Origin of the sequence: Thiohalophilus sp., from assembly GCF_034522235.1 — a bacterium.
Taxonomy (GTDB): domain Bacteria; phylum Pseudomonadota; class Gammaproteobacteria; order UBA6429; family Thiohalophilaceae; genus Thiohalophilus.
The window spans coordinates 12,910-28,512 of record NZ_JAXHLN010000001.1 but is presented as its reverse complement, the minus strand read 5'-3'; the positions used below and the strand labels follow the sequence as shown (position 1 = coordinate 28,512).

11 protein-coding genes and 1 tRNA gene are annotated in these 15,603 nt (G+C 55.9%); 5 read left to right on the top strand and 7 right to left on the bottom strand.

Annotation, left to right across the window (positions count from 1 at the left end):
• Positions 1–117 precede the first annotated feature (117 nt).
• Together U5J94_RS00115 and U5J94_RS00110 are read left to right on the top strand one after the other, a co-directional pair.
• Positions 118–194 (top strand) — tRNA-Arg (locus U5J94_RS00115).
• Between the two features lie 325 nt (positions 195–519).
• Complete coding sequence (locus U5J94_RS00110; protein ID WP_322563612.1) at positions 520–1,338, top strand: amidohydrolase family protein; 819 nt, start codon at positions 520–522, stop codon at positions 1,336–1,338.
• A 10-nt stretch (positions 1,339–1,348) separates the two neighbouring features.
• On the opposite strand, the gene U5J94_RS00105 is transcribed toward U5J94_RS00110, so the two are convergent.
• A complete protein-coding gene (locus U5J94_RS00105) occupies positions 1,349–3,211 on the bottom strand; it encodes a TonB-dependent receptor plug domain-containing protein (RefSeq protein ID WP_322563611.1) in 1,863 nt (620 codons plus the stop codon).
• 211 nt (positions 3,212–3,422) lie between these two features.
• Positions 3,423–4,052 carry a TatD family nuclease-associated radical SAM protein gene (locus U5J94_RS00100; protein WP_322563610.1) on the bottom strand — a complete coding sequence of 210 codons (630 nt, stop codon included), beginning with the start codon at positions 4,050–4,052 and terminating at the stop codon, positions 3,423–3,425.
• Positions 4,053–4,193: 141 nt separating this feature from the next.
• Here U5J94_RS00100 and U5J94_RS00095 point away from each other — a divergent pair, with 141 nt between their 5' ends.
• From U5J94_RS00095 to ubiV, 3 genes are read left to right on the top strand one after another with little or no spacing between them, the layout of a single operon-like run.
• Positions 4,194–5,126, top strand: a complete 933-nt coding sequence (locus U5J94_RS00095; RefSeq protein ID WP_322563609.1) for a TIGR01212 family radical SAM protein — start codon at positions 4,194–4,196, stop codon at positions 5,124–5,126.
• Positions 5,123–6,130 (top strand): ubiquinone anaerobic biosynthesis protein UbiU, encoded by a 1,008-nt coding sequence (ubiU, locus tag U5J94_RS00090; RefSeq protein ID WP_322563608.1) that lies wholly within the window; start codon positions 5,123–5,125, stop codon positions 6,128–6,130. The genes U5J94_RS00095 and ubiU overlap by 4 nt, the downstream gene beginning before the upstream one ends.
• Entirely contained in the window at positions 6,121–7,047 is a 927-nt protein-coding gene (ubiV, locus tag U5J94_RS00085; RefSeq protein WP_322563607.1) for a ubiquinone anaerobic biosynthesis protein UbiV, read from the top strand. Before ubiU ends, ubiV begins: the two co-directional genes overlap by 10 nt.
• 395 nt (positions 7,048–7,442) lie before the next feature.
• Here ubiV and ubiT read toward each other — a convergent pair whose 3' ends face one another.
• From ubiT to U5J94_RS00060, 5 genes are all read right to left on the bottom strand, one after another.
• On the bottom strand, positions 7,443–7,931 hold the full coding sequence (gene ubiT, locus U5J94_RS00080; protein WP_322563606.1) for a ubiquinone anaerobic biosynthesis accessory factor UbiT: 489 nt from the start codon (positions 7,929–7,931) through the stop codon (positions 7,443–7,445).
• A 199-nt stretch (positions 7,932–8,130) separates the two neighbouring features.
• Entirely contained in the window at positions 8,131–9,144 is a 1,014-nt protein-coding gene (locus U5J94_RS00075) for a dihydroorotate dehydrogenase-like protein (protein ID WP_322563605.1), read from the bottom strand.
• Positions 9,145–12,783: a pyruvate:ferredoxin (flavodoxin) oxidoreductase gene (gene nifJ, locus U5J94_RS00070; RefSeq protein ID WP_322563604.1), complete on the bottom strand. Its 3,639-nt coding sequence runs from the start codon at positions 12,781–12,783 to the stop codon at positions 9,145–9,147.
• Between the two features lie 145 nt (positions 12,784–12,928).
• Positions 12,929–13,783 (bottom strand): endonuclease/exonuclease/phosphatase family protein, encoded by an 855-nt coding sequence (locus U5J94_RS00065; RefSeq protein ID WP_322563603.1) that lies wholly within the window; start codon positions 13,781–13,783, stop codon positions 12,929–12,931.
• 11 nt (positions 13,784–13,794) lie between these two features.
• Positions 13,795–15,450 (bottom strand): acetolactate synthase large subunit, encoded by a 1,656-nt coding sequence (locus U5J94_RS00060; RefSeq protein ID WP_322563624.1) that lies wholly within the window; start codon positions 15,448–15,450, stop codon positions 13,795–13,797.
• Positions 15,451–15,603: the final 153 nt, after the last annotated feature.

Here is a 15,603-nt window from a genome sequence, read left to right as displayed (position 1 = left end):
AGCGCCACCACCGCCCGGATGGTGGCACACGCCCGTGTGGACGAAATATAACAGGAAAGGTAAGCTACGCCCTGTCCTTACCCATAAAACCTATGATTTTACTGGGTTATAGATCACGCGCCCGTAGCTCAGCTGGATAGAGTATCGGTCTCCGACACCGAAGGTCACAGGTTCGAATCCTGTCGGGCGCGCCATAAAATGCAAAAGGGTCTTCCTTGTGAAGACCCTTTTGCATTTTCGGCCCAATACAAAATTTCGAACCTGTGACCGCAGGTCAAAAGTTTCGACAAAATCGCCAGGAGCGATTTTGGACATCGCCTGGCAGGCGATGGTCCCGCAGGGACGGCCTACAGGGATGTAGGCCGCAATCCTGTCGGGCGCGCCATATCAATAAAAATCCATACTTGTGAGTATGGGTTTTTGCTTTAAGGCCATGGAGTAAACAGCGTATCAGCCGAATCCCCCTTCGCTCACACCCACCAGCTCCATCAGCCCGGCTTTGTTGCTATGCTGTTGAGTATGCCAAAATGTCTGTTACCGCTGCTGACCGTCCTGCTTTTCACAACCGCTGTCCACGCAGAGCGACCATTGTTCGACACTCATCTGCACTACAACGAAGCGGATGCTCGCACCCTCACACCGGAACAGATCGTCAACATCCTCCGGCACGAGCACATCCAGCATGCAGTAGTCACCAGTACACCCCCACAGCATGCGGCCATGCTGTTCGAGCACGACCCACAACGTATCATCCCGTTTCTCGGCATCTACCGCCAGAGTGAAGATAAACAAAACTGGCATCAGGATAGTCTTCTGCCGGACTATGTTGAACAACAACTTGAAGACGGACCCTGGCGTGGTATCGGTGAACTGCATATTTTCGCAAAACATCGTCACAGCCCGGTGTTGCACCGGCTGGTACAACTGGCTGCACGGCACAACCTGCCGTTGTTAATGCATTGCGATCCGGCGGTGATCGATACCCTTTACGAAATCGAGCCCGGAGTGACGGTAATCTGGGCCCATGCCGGCACCTATCCGTATCCGGATTTACTGGATGATTATCTGCAACGCTATCCGCGATTGTATATCGATGTCTCGGTGCGTGACGATCGTATCGCACCAGACGGCATGCTTGCTGACACGTGGTACAACCTTTTTATACAGCATCCGGAGAAATTTTTGATCGGGGTGGACACCTACAGCACGCAGCGCTGGCGTGAATACGGAAAGGTTGTCAAGATAATCCGCACCTGGCTGTCACAATTGCCAGCGGATGTTGCCGACAAGCTCTCCCATCAGAATGCCGATCGTCTATTCAAACCCGAAACAGAGTAGTCTCGTCAATTCAATCCATTGCCAGTTTATAGGACACATAAAAACGCCGATCGGGGAAGTTGTGTAAAATACTCTCCTGCGTTTCATAAAAGACGTTTTGGATAACCACAGACAACTCCTGGTCATGCCCCGCAGCGCTGAATTTTCTTGCCAGGCGCATATCTACTCTTTCATAGGATTCGTAGGGCGGCCTGGCTGACGCACCCAACTGTTTGTGGGAAGTTTTGTGATAGAAACCCAAACTGCCGGTAACATTATTCTCAAACTCCCAGACTCCCAACAGACTGACTGCATGCCTCGGACTGGCCAGGTGATATTCCGTCAAATTAGTTACATTTTCTGAATTGATGTTGGTATTGGCATAGGTAAAATGAATTCGACTACGCTCCGAGGGTCGAAGCGTTACTTGGGTTTCAAGACCCCGAATCGAAGCTTCGTCAAAATTGTCAAAATAATAATAATTAAATCCCGGGTCCTGACTATATTGAATCAATCCGGTAATTTTTTCGTAATAGAGCTTGATGTCGACCGAAACAGCCTGGTCGCGTGTTTCTGTCAGATAACCCAGCTCATAGGCCGTAATATATTCCGGGTCGACATCATTTTGCCAATGAAAACCACCTGGCACAATTGCATCCAGATTGGGGTATTCCTCGGTTAACACCGGCTCACGAGTCGCCCGTGAAACACTGGCGCGAACGGTATCCTGCGGCGTTAAATGATAGTTAACCCCCAGCCGAGGAAGATAATCGACGCCGGCCAGGTCATTGTCTTCAACCATTAATCCACCATTGATAATCAGATCAGGGTTATAGCGGTATTCCACATTGGCAAACAAGCGACCAATATTCACATTTTCCGGCGCCTCCTGGACAACATAATATTCACTCTCGGAATGATCCTGACGATAACTTCCTCCCCAGACCATGCGTGTTTTATCCCCGAGAGTAAAAGTGTGCTGTAACTCTATATCTTGACGCTCAGTGAAGAAACTCTGATCTGAATCAGGATACTTTTTCTGTTCATCAAGCGCTATGCGATAATATTGTAGCCGTAGCTCCCCATAATCGGGCAGTGCCCGAATCCATCGGATCTGTTGATACTGTGAATTCACCTTGCGCTCAAAATCCGGAATTGTCAGATCGATCGTATTGTCTTCTTCGCGTATTCCACCGTTGTAGCCCATCTGGAGAATCAGCGAATCATTGGTATCGATCTGGTAATCACCACGGAAAGTGGCCATCTTGACACGTTTATCATCATGACGTTCATCAAACCCCCAGTCCTGCCGGTAGGCGAGTGAGAAGACATAATCCATATCCCCCAGTTTATTGCCATGGCGCAGAAAGCCTTCCTGCAGGCCGTTATCACCGCTGTTGACCTTGACACTGGTACCACGATCCAGCACCGAATCACGGGTAATGATGTTGATCACGCCAAGAAAAGAGTTGGAGCCATAACTGGCCGCATTGGGTCCACGTACCACTTCAATGCGCTCGATGTCATCCATGGTGATGGGCAGATCCACCCACGGCACCCCGCCGAGGATCGGGGTATAAACCGAGCGGCCATCGATCAGCACCTGCTGATGGCGCACGTAACGATCATGCAGCATGTGATAACCGCTCACCGGCAGATGACCGCTGTCGTAATCGACGACAAAGCCGGGCACCAGGCGCATGAGATCGGGAATTTCGGTAAAACCGGAGGCTTCGATCAGTTCACGATCGATCACGGTCATGGAGACCGGCGCATCGCGAACCGACTGGCGCAGGCGGGTGGCGGAAAGCACCACGGGCATATCTTCATAAACTCCGCCATCCTGACTCTCCTGTGCCGGCAATGATCGTAGAGATACGCTCAGGACGAACATGCTCAACAGCTGGAGTACGTAACAGGCTGGCCGTGTCCGGGGGCGGGACATCGACATCATAAAACCTTCTGTTTTGTGTGGTTTAGAGTTTTTTTATTTCCCGGGTTTCCCGTAATAGTACCAGTATTTTCCCCCGGTTCCACGCCCTGCCCGCCGATGTGGCAGCGGCAAGTTCGCCTGCTTCAGGGAGTAAAATAAATCACCGACTGGATCAGCCGACCTGGTCCAGGATACGACGCCGGAATTTTACCCCGAGCTGTTCGGCGATGGCCTGACAGGCCGCAATATCGACGCCTTCCAGACCATCGATGGCAGTGAGCGTCACATCGATACCCTGCTGCTGCGCCAGGCGGGCAAAGTTCTGCAATGCCTGAAACGCACCATGCCGCTTGGGTCGGCAGTGCTGCTCATAGAGTGCTTCGTTATGGGCGTTCAGCGAAATTGAAACCGCATCGACAACGTTCGCCAGCTGTGGCGTGACATCACAGCCATGAATCAGATTGGCCAGGCCATCGGTATTGATCCGGACCTTCGCGCCCTGCTGTTTTAATCGCTCCGCCACGTATAACAACACATCGAGCCGCAACGTCGGTTCGCCATACCCGCAAAATACGATCTCTTTGCAATCAGTGACATCACCCGCTGCAGCAAGAATCTGTTCAGCATCGGGTTCATCATGCAAACGCAGATCATACCCCTGCACATCCCAGCTGCCGTTGAACTTGGGGCAGAAACGGCAGCGCAAGGTACAATGCCAGGTAAGGTTCAGATAGCAGTTGCCATGCAGGCGATAGGCCAGTATCCCCTGATGGCTTGCCGCTTGTGCCTGAGAGAGACTCATTGGATCCCTCCTCTTCCGGTTCAATTTGGCATTTTACAGCGCGTTTGAGTTTTACCCTGTTGATCTGGATCAATTCGGCTTTCGCCCCCCTGCCGTACGCTGGCCTGCCACAATGAGGTCCGCCGCTTTTGCCAAACATCCATGACACTCTCTGATTACATCAACACCTTTGGCCAGGCCATGCTGTCGCGTTATGGCGAGCGGGTTCACAAACTCGCCATCGACGCCGGCTTCACCTGCCCCAACCGCGACGGCACGCTGGGGCGGGGCGGCTGCACCTTTTGTAACAACGTCTCCTTCAGCCCCCATGGCCGTCAGCCCGATCCGATCTGTACACAACTGGCCAACGGCCGCCGGGTGCTTGCCAAACGCACCGGGGCGAAAAAGTTTCTGGCCTATTTTCAGGCCTATACCAATACCTATGATGATGTACAGGAACTGCAACGGCGCTACGATCTGGCCCTGTCCCAACCCGGGATTATCGGTCTGGCCATCGGGACCCGCCCCGATTGTGTGCCGGAAAAGGTTCTGGATCTACTCCAGCGCTATCACCAGCAGGGTTATGAAATCTGGCTGGAGCTGGGGCTGCAATCGGCATTCGATGACAGCCTCGAGCGAGTCAATCGCGGTCATGGCTTTGGCGAATATCAAAGCGCGATCCGCGCGGCGCACCGGCGCCAGCTGCCGGTCTGCACGCACCTGATTCTCGGCCTGCCCGGCGAGTCACCGCAACACACCCGGATATCGTTATCCCGGGTCCTGAACGAAGGCGTCGAGGGACTCAAACTGCATCCGCTGCATGTGGTCAAGGGAACCCTGCTGGCCAATCAATGGCGCCGCGGCGAGTACGAGCCCTGGTCCATGACGCAGTATATGGAGACCGCGGCCGATCTGGTGGAGATGACCCCCGCGGATATCCTCTATCACCGCCTGACCGGCACCGCCGCAGACACTGTCTTGCTGGCACCCCACTGGTGCAACTGGAAATGGAAGGTGCTCAACGGCATTGAACAGATCCTGAGCCGGCGCGGCAGCCGCCAGGGCATCGCGCCCTATCGTGAGGCGATGCCATGAACGGCAAGGTCGAACTGGTTGCCCCCGCCGGGAGCTTCCCCGCCCTGCGCAAGGCGGTGGATAACGGCGCCGATGCGGTCTATATCGGCTTTCGGGACGCCACCAACGCGCGCAACTTTCCCGGCCTCAACTTCGATGAAGGCACCGCCGGCGAAGCCATCGCCTATGCCCATCAACGCGGCAGCAAGGTCCTGCTGGCACTGAACACCTATCCGCAGCCCGGGAGCTGGCCCACCTGGACCGCTGCCGTGGACCGGGCCGCCGCGCTGGGCGTGGATGCTCTGATCCTCGCCGATACCGGGCTGCTGCGTTACGCCCACCGGGAACATCCCGGGCTGCGTCTGCACCTTTCGGTCCAGGGTTCGGCCACCAGTTACGACGCGATCGCCTTCTACCGGGAGCAATTTGATATCAAGCGGGTGGTGCTGCCGCGGGTGTTGTCGCTGACCCAGGTCAAACGCATCATCGCCAACACCGATGTCGAGATCGAGACCTTCGCCTTCGGCTCCCTCTGTGTCATGGTCGAGGGGCGCTGCTATCTCTCCTCCTATGTCACCGGCGAGTCACCCAATACCTGCGGCGCCTGCTCGCCGGCCCATGCGGTGCAATGGCATGAAACCGCGGCAGGCCGTGAAGTCCGTCTGAATGACGTGTTGATCGATGTCTACAAACCGCAGGAGAGTGCCGGCTATCCCGTGCTGTGCAAGGGCCGCTTCGAGGTGAACCAGGAACTCGGCTATGCGCTGGAGGAACCGACCAGCCTCTCGGTGCTGGACATCCTGCCGGAGCTGGTACGCAGCGGCGTCAGTGCGATCAAGATCGAAGGCCGCCAACGCAGTCCCGCCTATGTCGCCCAGGTCACCCATGTCCTGCGCCAGGCGCTGGATGCCGCGCAGCGCGATCCCGATAACTATACGCCCCGCAACGAATGGATCCTGCAGCTCGATAAACTCGCCGAAGGCAACACCCACACCCTGGGGGCACTGGATCGACAATGGCAATGAAACTCGCACTCGGCCCGCTACTCTATTTCTGGCCCAAAGAACAGGTGATCGATTTTTATCGGCAGGTTGCCGACTGGCCGGTGGATTGTGTCTATCTCGGCGAGGTGGTCTGTTCCAAGCGGCGTGCCCTGCGCCTGGATGACTGGCTGCAAATCGCCCGGCAACTGGCGGCTGCCGGCAAGGAGGTTGTCCTCTCCAGCCTGGCCCTGATCGAGGCCGGTTCCGAAATTAGTAACCTGAGGCGCATCACGGACAATGGTGAGTTCATGGTGGAAGCCAATGACATGACCGCGGTGCAGAATCTCAAAAGCCGGGAATATGTCGCGGGACCGCATCTGAACATCTACAACCCCGAATCACTGGCACTGCATCATGATAATGGCGCCCGACGCTGGGTCATGCCGGTGGAGCTGTCGCAACAGACCCTGGCCGAGATGCAACAGGCCAGGCCCCCGCAACTGGAAACGGAAGTCTTTATCTTCGGCCGCCTGCCCCTGGCCTTCTCGGCCCGTTGTTTTACCGCCCGCGCCTGCCAGTTACCCAAGGACGACTGTCAATTACGCTGCGGCGATTACCTCGACGGCCTGGATATGAAGACCCGCGATCAGCAGTCGTTTCTCACCCTCAACGGGATTCAGACCCAGTCGGCGACCACCTGCAATCTGGTGCGGGCCATTCCAACCTTGCGTGAACTGCAAACCGATGTACTGCGGCTCTCTCCCCAGTCGCAACACATGGCCGAGATTGTCGCTCTGTATTCGCAGGTACTGGGGAACAAGCTCGATCCCCGGGAAGCCGAGAGCCGGATTAACACGCTGAGCTGTGGCGCGCCGGCAAACGGCTATTGGTATGACAGTCCCGGCATGCAGTGGCTCGAACAGCCTCAGCCCTTCGGGCAAGGGACGAGGACCGAGTAACGAGGAACGAGGAACGAGGAACGAGGAACGAGGAACGAGGAACGAGGAACGAGGAAATTATTCACCACGAAGACACCAAGACACCAAGAAGTCATTAATAAAAAACTTCGTGTCTTCGAGTCTTCGTGGTGAGGCTTTTAGAATCTCGCCCCGTCCCTGCCCGAAGGGCACAAGTATGTAGGCCCGACATAGCATGTAGGCCCGATTGAGCGCAGCGGTATCGGGCACCCTGCGGATTGCCGGACACCGCGAAGTTTATGCCCGCAGGGTGCTCAGTCCGGCCTACTCACCAGGACCGGGTACCCGGTCCGGAAAACATTCACCACAAAGGCTCGAAGACACCAAGAAGTCATTGATAACAGACTTCGTGCCTTCGAGTCTTCGTGGTGAGGCTTTCAGGATCTTGCCCTCGTCACTCGGCCCTGCCAAACGGCCAATGGCAGTTTGGCAAGACGCTTGCCCAGCACGGCCTGAAAATGGGCTTCCCAGTCATAGTCGAGACTGTCCAGCAGGTTCTTGATGTAAAGACCGGTTTCGGTCTCCCCCTCGATCTCCAGTTGCCGGTTGAAAAACAGGGTATCGGGATCTTCCTGGCGGGCGGCCAGTTGCCAGAAATGTTCCAGCCTGCCGCGGATGCAGACATCCCGGTCCTCCCGGCCAACATTGCCGGTGCGATAGAGGCGTCCGCGCCGGAGGGTAAAATTCAGTAGCGTGGCGCTGTCGGTGATCTCGATAGCCAGTCGCTTGCCCTCAAGCGCCTCGAGTTGTCCGGCAATCGTCTGTCCCCGGAGTAAATGATTGAACAGGCGTGAAAGCAGTTCTGTTTGCAGCGCGGCCGGCGTCAGGCGAAATGCCAGCGACAGGGGTTGTAGCGGGATCGGCATGGCTCACCCTCCGGGGACAGACAAACGCCTAGCCTAGCGTTCGCGGTAATGGTAGCGATTGATCCTGATCAAGAAAATGAATCTGGAACAGCCGATTGCCGGACACCGCGTTGCTATGTCCGGCCTGCCACTTGAGCCATCCTGCGCAGGGTGATCGGGTGTCGGAAACTTTTATTTAATTCCCGGATTGTATTGTCTCTCAGCGCAATACGCCTCTGGGCGAGGTATAGTTATCCAGGACGGTAATATAATTAACCCGCTCATAGGCACCGGGATCGGGCGCGTTACGGTAACTCATGCTGCCCTTGATCTGGCTGACCGAGTCGTACTCGTATTCTTCCAACCAGTGATGCATTTCGCCCAGGATCACGGACAAATACTCCGGCCCTTGCTGTAACAGCACACTGCATAAATGCACCACGTCGGCCCCTGCCAGCAACGCCTTGATGCCATCGCGTGCGTTATGAAAACCGCCTGTCATCGCCAGCGACAGGTTAACCCGTCCATGCAACAGGGCCGCCCAGCGGATTCGCATTAACGACTCATACGGCATGGACAGTTGCAATGCCGGCTCGACCATCAGTTGCTCCGGATTGATGTCCGGCAGATAGAAGCGGTTAAACAGGGCCACCCCGGCCGCCCCGGCCTGTTCCAGGCGACTGATAAAATGGACCGGCGAGCTGAACTGGGGGGAAAGTTTCAGAGTAATCGGAATCGTAACGTGTTGTTGCAACGATTCCAGAAGATCGATATAACGCTGCTCCACGTCATTACCGCTTTCCTCGCCATTGCCGGCGATATAATAGACATTCAGCTCCAGCGCATCGGCACCGGCCTGTTGCAACTGTTGCCCGTATTCCAGCCATCCGCCGGCGGTGGTGCCGTTAAGGCTGGCAATGACGGGGATATCCAGTTCCTGTTTTATCCTCTGCAGGTACTCCAGGTACTCGTCCTGGCAGGTCTTGAAGTCATCCGGTACCGGATGAAAACTTTCCATCTCACCAAAGCCGATCGACTGGTGATGAATAAAACGATCCAGCTCCTGTTCTTCCTGATCGATTTTTTCCTCAAACAACGATGGCAGAACGATCGCCGGGGCACCGGCCTCGCGCAACCGCATCACCGAATCGCGATCACCGGTCAGTGGCGAGGATGAAGGCACCAGCGGGTTGGCGAGCTTCAGGCCAAGATACTCGGTCGTCATATCCACCATCTACGCGTCCTCCGTCGATTTGTTGTTATCCTGTTTCAGCTTTGCCTTGACGGCCGAAACCCGGGTCGCCCCGTCCCACTCCAGCTCGGACAGCTGCTTGTAATAATGGTAGCGATGTTGCACCTCCTGCTGTGCCTCGGCCAGGAACCGCTCGGCGTCCTGCGGATGGGTATGCCACAACATGCTGAAGCGGGTTTCGGTTTGCACAAATTCCCGGTAGGGAATCGACGGTTCACCGGAATCGAGATGCAGCGGGTTCTTGCCCTGGGTAGCGCGCGACGGATCGAACCGGAACAGGGGCCAGTGACCGCTGTCGACCGCCAGGTTTTGCTGGCGATGGTTATTGGAGAGATCCACGCCGTGGGCGATACAGGGCGAATAGGCGATGATCAGCGACGGACCGGCGTGGGCCTCGGCTTCGACAAACGCGCGCAGGGTCTGGACATCCTTGGCTCCGTAGGCCACATGCGCCACATACACGTTTTCATAATCCATGGCCAGCAAGGCCAGGTCCTTTTTACCGGTCGGTTTGCCGCCGGCGGAGAACTTGGCGACAGCGCCGCGCGGTGTCGCCTTGGAGGTCTGGCCGCCGGTGTTGGAATAGACCTCGGTATCCAGCACCAGGATATTCACGTCGGCGCCTGTGGCCAGCACGTGATCCAGCCCGCCATAACCGATGTCGTAGGCCCAGCCATCGCCACCGATAATCCAGACACTCTTGCGTATCAGGTTTTCGGCAAGCTCCTGCAGGGTCTGCGCCCGCGCATCCTTGAGTTTTGCCAGTTGCTCGCGCAACTGTGCGACCCGCTGGCGTTGATCATGAATGCCGGATTCGCTTGACTGATCGGCGTTTAAAATCGCCTCGACCAGTTCGTTATCCAGCTGATCGCGCACTGCCTGAATCAATTCGCGCGCCTGCTCGCGCTGCTTGTCGACCGCAATGCGCATCCCCAGGCCAAATTCGGCGTTGTCCTCGAACAGCGAGTTGTTCCAGGCCGGGCCGCGCCCTTCCCGGTTGGTGGACCACGGTGTGGTGGGCAGGTTGCCGCCGTAGATGGAGGAGCAGCCGGTGGCATTGGCCACCAGCATGCGATCGCCAAACAGCTGGCTGGCCAGTTTCAGGTACGGCGTCTCGCCGCAACCGACACAGGCACTGGAAAACTCGAACAGCGGCTCCATCACCATGGAGCCCTTGAGCGTGGTCACCTTCAGCTCGCGCCGATCATATTCCGGAAGTTCCAGAAAGAAATCAAAGTTCTCCCGTTCCTGCTCACGCAACGGCGGTTGCGGCGCCATGTTCAGCGCCTTGCGACTGGCGTTGGATTTGTCGTGAATCGGGCAGATATCCACGCACAGGCCGCAACCGGTACAATCCTCCGGTGCTACCTGATAGCTGATCATCATCCCTTCTGGAAAACCCTTGCCCAGCATCGAATGGGCCTTGAAATCTGACGGTGCGTTTTTCAGTTCCGCCTCACTGAATATCTTGCTGCGAATCGCCGCATGCGGACAGACCAGCGGGCATTTACCGCACTGGGTACACAGCTCGGGCTCCCAGACCGGGATCTCCAGCGCCAGGTTGCGCTTTTCATACCGCGCGGTCCCCAGCGGATAACTGCCATTGGCCGGTAACCGGCTGACCGGCACATCATCACCATGGCCGGCAATGATCTCGCCGGTTACCTGTTGCACGAAGTCGGGCGCCTTCGCCGGTACCGGCCGCGCGACATCGAACTCGCTATCCACCTGGCCGGGAATAGTCACCTCATGCAAGCGCGCCAGCGTTTCATCAATCGCCTTGAAATTGATCTCGACAATCCGCCGGCCTTTTTTGCCATAGGTTTTTTCCACCGCTTCCTTGATCGATTTGATAGCTTGTTCCTGCGGCAGAATACCGGAGATGGCGAAAAAACAGGTCTGCATGACGGTATTGATACGCTTACCCATCCCCGCCTGCTCGGCAACGGCATAGGCGTCGACGGTATAAAAACGGACCTGTTTGTCGATGATCTGTTGCTGCATTTTACGTGGCAGGCTTTGCCATACCCGGTCGGCCGGCTCCGGCGAGTTGAGCAGAAACACGGCGTTTTGCTTTGCCTTGTCGAGCATGTTGAAACGCTCGAGAAATACCGGCTGATGGCAGGCAACAAAATCGGCGTCGTTGTCACCGATCAGATAGGTGGAGCGGATCGGCTGAGAACCAAAACGCAGATGCGAGACCGTAACCGCCCCGGCTTTTTTCGAGTCATAGACGAAATAGCCCTGGGCATACAGGTCGGTCGATTCACCGATGATCTTGATGCTGTTCTTGTTGGCACTGACCGTCCCGTCGCTGCCCAGTCCATAGAACATGGCCTGGAATGTCTGTGCATGGGCGTCGGTACGAAAAGCCGAATCCCAGTCCAGGCTGGTATGCGTGACATCGTCGTGAATGCCGATGGTAAAGTGATTTTTCGGTTTATCCCCGCGCAGCTCGTCGTACACCGCCTTGATCATCCCCGGCGTGAACTCCTTGGAAGAAAGCCCGTAACGGCCGCCGATCACGGTCGGCATCCCGTCGAAGCGACATTCGCCGCTGCAATAATGCTGGGCCAGCGCCGTGACCACATCCTTGTACAGGGGCTCGCCGTCAGCCCCCGGTTCCTTGGTGCGATCCAGCACCGCGATTTTTTTGACACTTGTCGGCAGCGCGTGAATCAGGGCGTCGGCCTCAAAAGGCCGATAGAGCCGCACCTTGAGCAGTCCGACTTTTTCACCCTGACGATTAAGATACGCCACCGTTTCCTGGACCGCCTCGGCGCCCGAACCCATCAGGATTATGACCCGCTCGGCCTTCTCGCTGCCGACATAATCGAACAGCTGGTACTGGCGACCGGTCAGTTCGGCAAAGCGATCCATCGTCTGCTGCACAATACCGGGGAGTTTTTCATAAAAGGAATTGACGGTTTCCCGCGCCTGAAAATAGATATCGGGGTTCTGTGAGCTGCCGCGCAACACGGGATGCTCGGGCGAGAGGGCGTTGCGACGATGGCGTTCGATCCAGTCGGAGCGGATCATTGCCGCGAGCACCTCATCGTCGATGCCCTGCAGTTTGGCGACCTCATGAGAGGTGCGAAAACCGTCGAAGAAATGCACCATCGGCACCTGTCCCTCCAGGCTCGCCGCCTGGGCGATCAGGGCCATGTCCATGACCTCCTGGGGTGAGTTGGCGCACAGAAAGCCGAAACCGGTCATACGAGCGCTCATCACATCACTGTGATCGCCGAAAATCGACAGGGCCTGACAGGCCAGTGAGCGGGAGGCAACATGAAAAACCGTCGGGGTCAGCTCCCCGGCAATCTTGTACATGTTGGGGATCATCAACAACAGCCCTTGCGAGGCAGTGAACGTCGTGGTCAGGGCACCGGTTTGCAGGGCACCGTGTATTGCACCGGCGGCGCCGCCTTCACTTTGCATCTCGACGACGTGCGGTACCGTATTCCACAGGTTGGTCTGACCGCGCGACGACCATTCATCAGCCCATTCCCCCATTGGCGAGGCCGGGGTAATGGGATAAATCGCAATCACCTCATTGAGTTTGTGCGCAACAGTCGCGGCGGCCTGGTTGCCGTCGATGGTCAAAGTAGAGGATACAGGCATGGCGCAGCACATCCTTTTATGTCAGCTTGTTCACCACCAAAGATTAGATCGTCCTGTCTGTTTCGTCTACGGATAGTCGGCAAACAACTTTGTCAATCCGATTAAAAACATCAGGCTTTATTTCGGTTAGCGCGGAGTATCATTGTTATAAACCTGAAAAATCGTCATGATTTTGCAGATAGTCGTTCAACTTCACTGGCTTGCTACGCTGATAGCGATGAAACTCCATGCCTTCAGGAAGACGTACCTCCATCATCATTGGCAGATGATCCGAGCCAAAATGCTCCAGTTCCTTGGCTTTACTCACCGTCAGCTCGGATGTGACAAGAATGTGATCGATATTGTGTTGCGGGCGCCAGCTCGGGAATGTATGCAGATCCTTTATAGGCTCATGCAGTCGTGTAAGCCTGATCAAATGCTGCATCTCTTTACTATCGTGACGGCAATTCATATCACCCATGATAATCGCATGCGGAAAGCTGTTGACGATATCCGCCAGATAATCCATCTGCATCAGTCGCGCCCGGCGACTGAGCGCAAGATGCACGACGATCACGGCCAGTGTATCTCCTCCCGAATCGTATCGGGCAAGAATAGCCTGTCTACCGGGAATCAGACCCGGAAGACGAAGATCCCTGACTTCGGCGGGATGAAAGTGGCTGAGCAGACCGTTGCTGTGCTGGGCAAGGCGCCCAAAGCGCCGATTGATCTGATGATGCCAGTAAGGGAAATTGCCCCGTTCCGCAAGATATTCGGTCAGATTGATGAAGTTGCTGCGCAGACTGCCAGCATCCACTTCCTGTACACCGACGATATCAAAATCTTTCATTACTTGCGCGGCAAGATCCAGGTTACCCAAACGCTTGGCGCATGGCAGGACATGCCGCCAGCTTCCCGTCAGGTATTGATGCGGGCGACTGGTTTTGATCCCGACCTGGACGTTGTAACTGAGAATTCTCAGTATTTGCGCCTCCGGCCGGGTTTCAATTTTATGAGGCATGATTACTCAATCTAGATCGGACAAATCATCTCACCCAGCTTCTGGGTCAACTTGAGATTTTCACTATAATCAACCGGACAGTCGATAATACTTACGGTGTTATCAGCCAGGGCGGTTTTTAGTGTCGGGAGCAGGTCCTCGCCCTTTTCAATCCGATAACCCCTGGCGCCAAATGATTCGGCATATTTGACGAAATCCGGGTTGTTAAAATCAACATGCGACTTGCGCCCAAAACTGCTCATTTGCTTCCATTCGATCAAACCGTAACCGTTGTCGTTCCAGATCAGAATGACCATCGGGGTTTTCATACGCATCGCGGTTTCGATCTCCTGAGAATTCATCATAAACCCGGCGTCACCGGTGACCGCCACCACTTTGCGATCCGGAAAAGCCAGTTTGGCGGCAACCGCACCGGGCACAGCAATACCCATGCTGGCAAAGCCGTTGGAGATCAAACAGGTATTCGGAAATTCACAACGGAACATGCGTGCCATCCACATCTTGTGCGCACCTACATCGCACAGCGCAATATCCTCCAAATCCATCGCCGTGCGCAGGTCCCAGATGATTTTCTGCGGCTTGAGCGGGATCGTGGTGTCATCCTTGTGCTGGTTCATGTCCTCGATCAGTGCCTTGCGCAGGCTCTTCATTGCCGTACCTGTGTGCGGGCTGGCCACTTGCATGATCCGTAACAATGAATGCTTTATATCGCCAACCACACCGACACTCACCGGATAAAATGCATCGACTTCGGCTGGTGAGTTGTCAATGTGAATAATGGTGCGATCCTTGGTCGGATGCCAGAGATAGGGGTGATATTCGACCAGATCGTAACCCACGCAGATGATCACATCGGCCTTGCTAAAACCACAACTGACATAGTCATTCGCCTGAAGGCCGGCGCTTCCCAGCGCCATGGAGTGCTTGAACGGAATGACCCCCTTGGCCATGAAGGTGTTCGCCACCGGAATCCGCATTTTCTCGGCAAAGTCGGCCAACTGCTGCCAGGCACGGCTGCGAATAACGCCGTTGCCAGCCAGGATTATCGGGTTCTTCGCCCGCGAGATAAGGTCTGCGGCCCGATCCACTTTTTCTCCCGGCGGCTCGGGCGGATACGGATAGCTAACGGGCAGGGGCCGATCGTCGATCTCCATTTCCGCAATATTTTCCGGAAACTCGATAAAACAGGCACCGCTCTTTTCGGTCTGCGCCACCTTGAAGGCTTTGCGTACAACCTCGGGAATGATGTCCGGGCTCAGTAAACGCGATGAGTATTTGGTGATCGCACGGAAGATCTCTTCCAGATCGAGGACCTGGTGCGACTCTTTGTGCAGCCGGTGTGTGCTGGCCTGGCCGGCTATGGCGACCAGCGGGGCATGGTCCATATTCGCATCCGCCACGCCGGTGAACAGGTTGGTCGCGCCCGGTCCCAGCGTACCCAGGCAGACGCCGGCCTTGCCGGTGAGCCGCCCGTAAACATCGGCCATGAATGCCGCACCCTGCTCATGACGAGTGGTAACGAAGTTGATATCCGAGTCCAGCAGTGCATCCATGACATCCAGGTTCTCTTCCCCGGGAATGCCAAAAACATATTCAACTTCCTCGTGTTCGAGACAGCGCACGAACAGTTCCGCGGCTTTCATTGACTCTTTCTCCTGCTGTTTAATTTCGGGCGGTTAAGCCTGAGGAGCTTATCCTCTCGTTTGGTTGAGCCCGGACAACGTCTGCAACGATCGAATCAGGCGGTTATCGCTCCCTCCCGCCATAACTCTCCGGATTAACTTATGATTTGTAATTCATCCTCGCGATGCCAAACAAAA

Coding starts and splice junctions, on each gene's coding strand:
- U5J94_RS00105 (WP_322563611.1), bottom strand. CDS start 3,211: ATGTTCGTCCTGAGCGTATCTCTACGATCATTGCCGGCACAGGAGAGT.
- U5J94_RS00095 (WP_322563609.1), top strand. CDS start 4,194: ATGACACTCTCTGATTACATCAACACCTTTGGCCAGGCCATGCTGTCG.
- U5J94_RS00110 (WP_322563612.1), top strand. CDS start 520: ATGCCAAAATGTCTGTTACCGCTGCTGACCGTCCTGCTTTTCACAACC.
- ubiV (WP_322563607.1), top strand. CDS start 6,121: ATGGCAATGAAACTCGCACTCGGCCCGCTACTCTATTTCTGGCCCAAA.
- U5J94_RS00075 (WP_322563605.1), bottom strand. CDS start 9,144: ATGGTGGATATGACGACCGAGTATCTTGGCCTGAAGCTCGCCAACCCG.
- nifJ (WP_322563604.1), bottom strand. CDS start 12,783: ATGCCTGTATCCTCTACTTTGACCATCGACGGCAACCAGGCCGCCGCG.
- U5J94_RS00065 (WP_322563603.1), bottom strand. CDS start 13,783: ATGCCTCATAAAATTGAAACCCGGCCGGAGGCGCAAATACTGAGAATT.
- ubiU (WP_322563608.1), top strand. CDS start 5,123: ATGAACGGCAAGGTCGAACTGGTTGCCCCCGCCGGGAGCTTCCCCGCC.
- ubiT (WP_322563606.1), bottom strand. CDS start 7,931: ATGCCGATCCCGCTACAACCCCTGTCGCTGGCATTTCGCCTGACGCCG.
- U5J94_RS00100 (WP_322563610.1), bottom strand. CDS start 4,052: ATGAGTCTCTCTCAGGCACAAGCGGCAAGCCATCAGGGGATACTGGCC.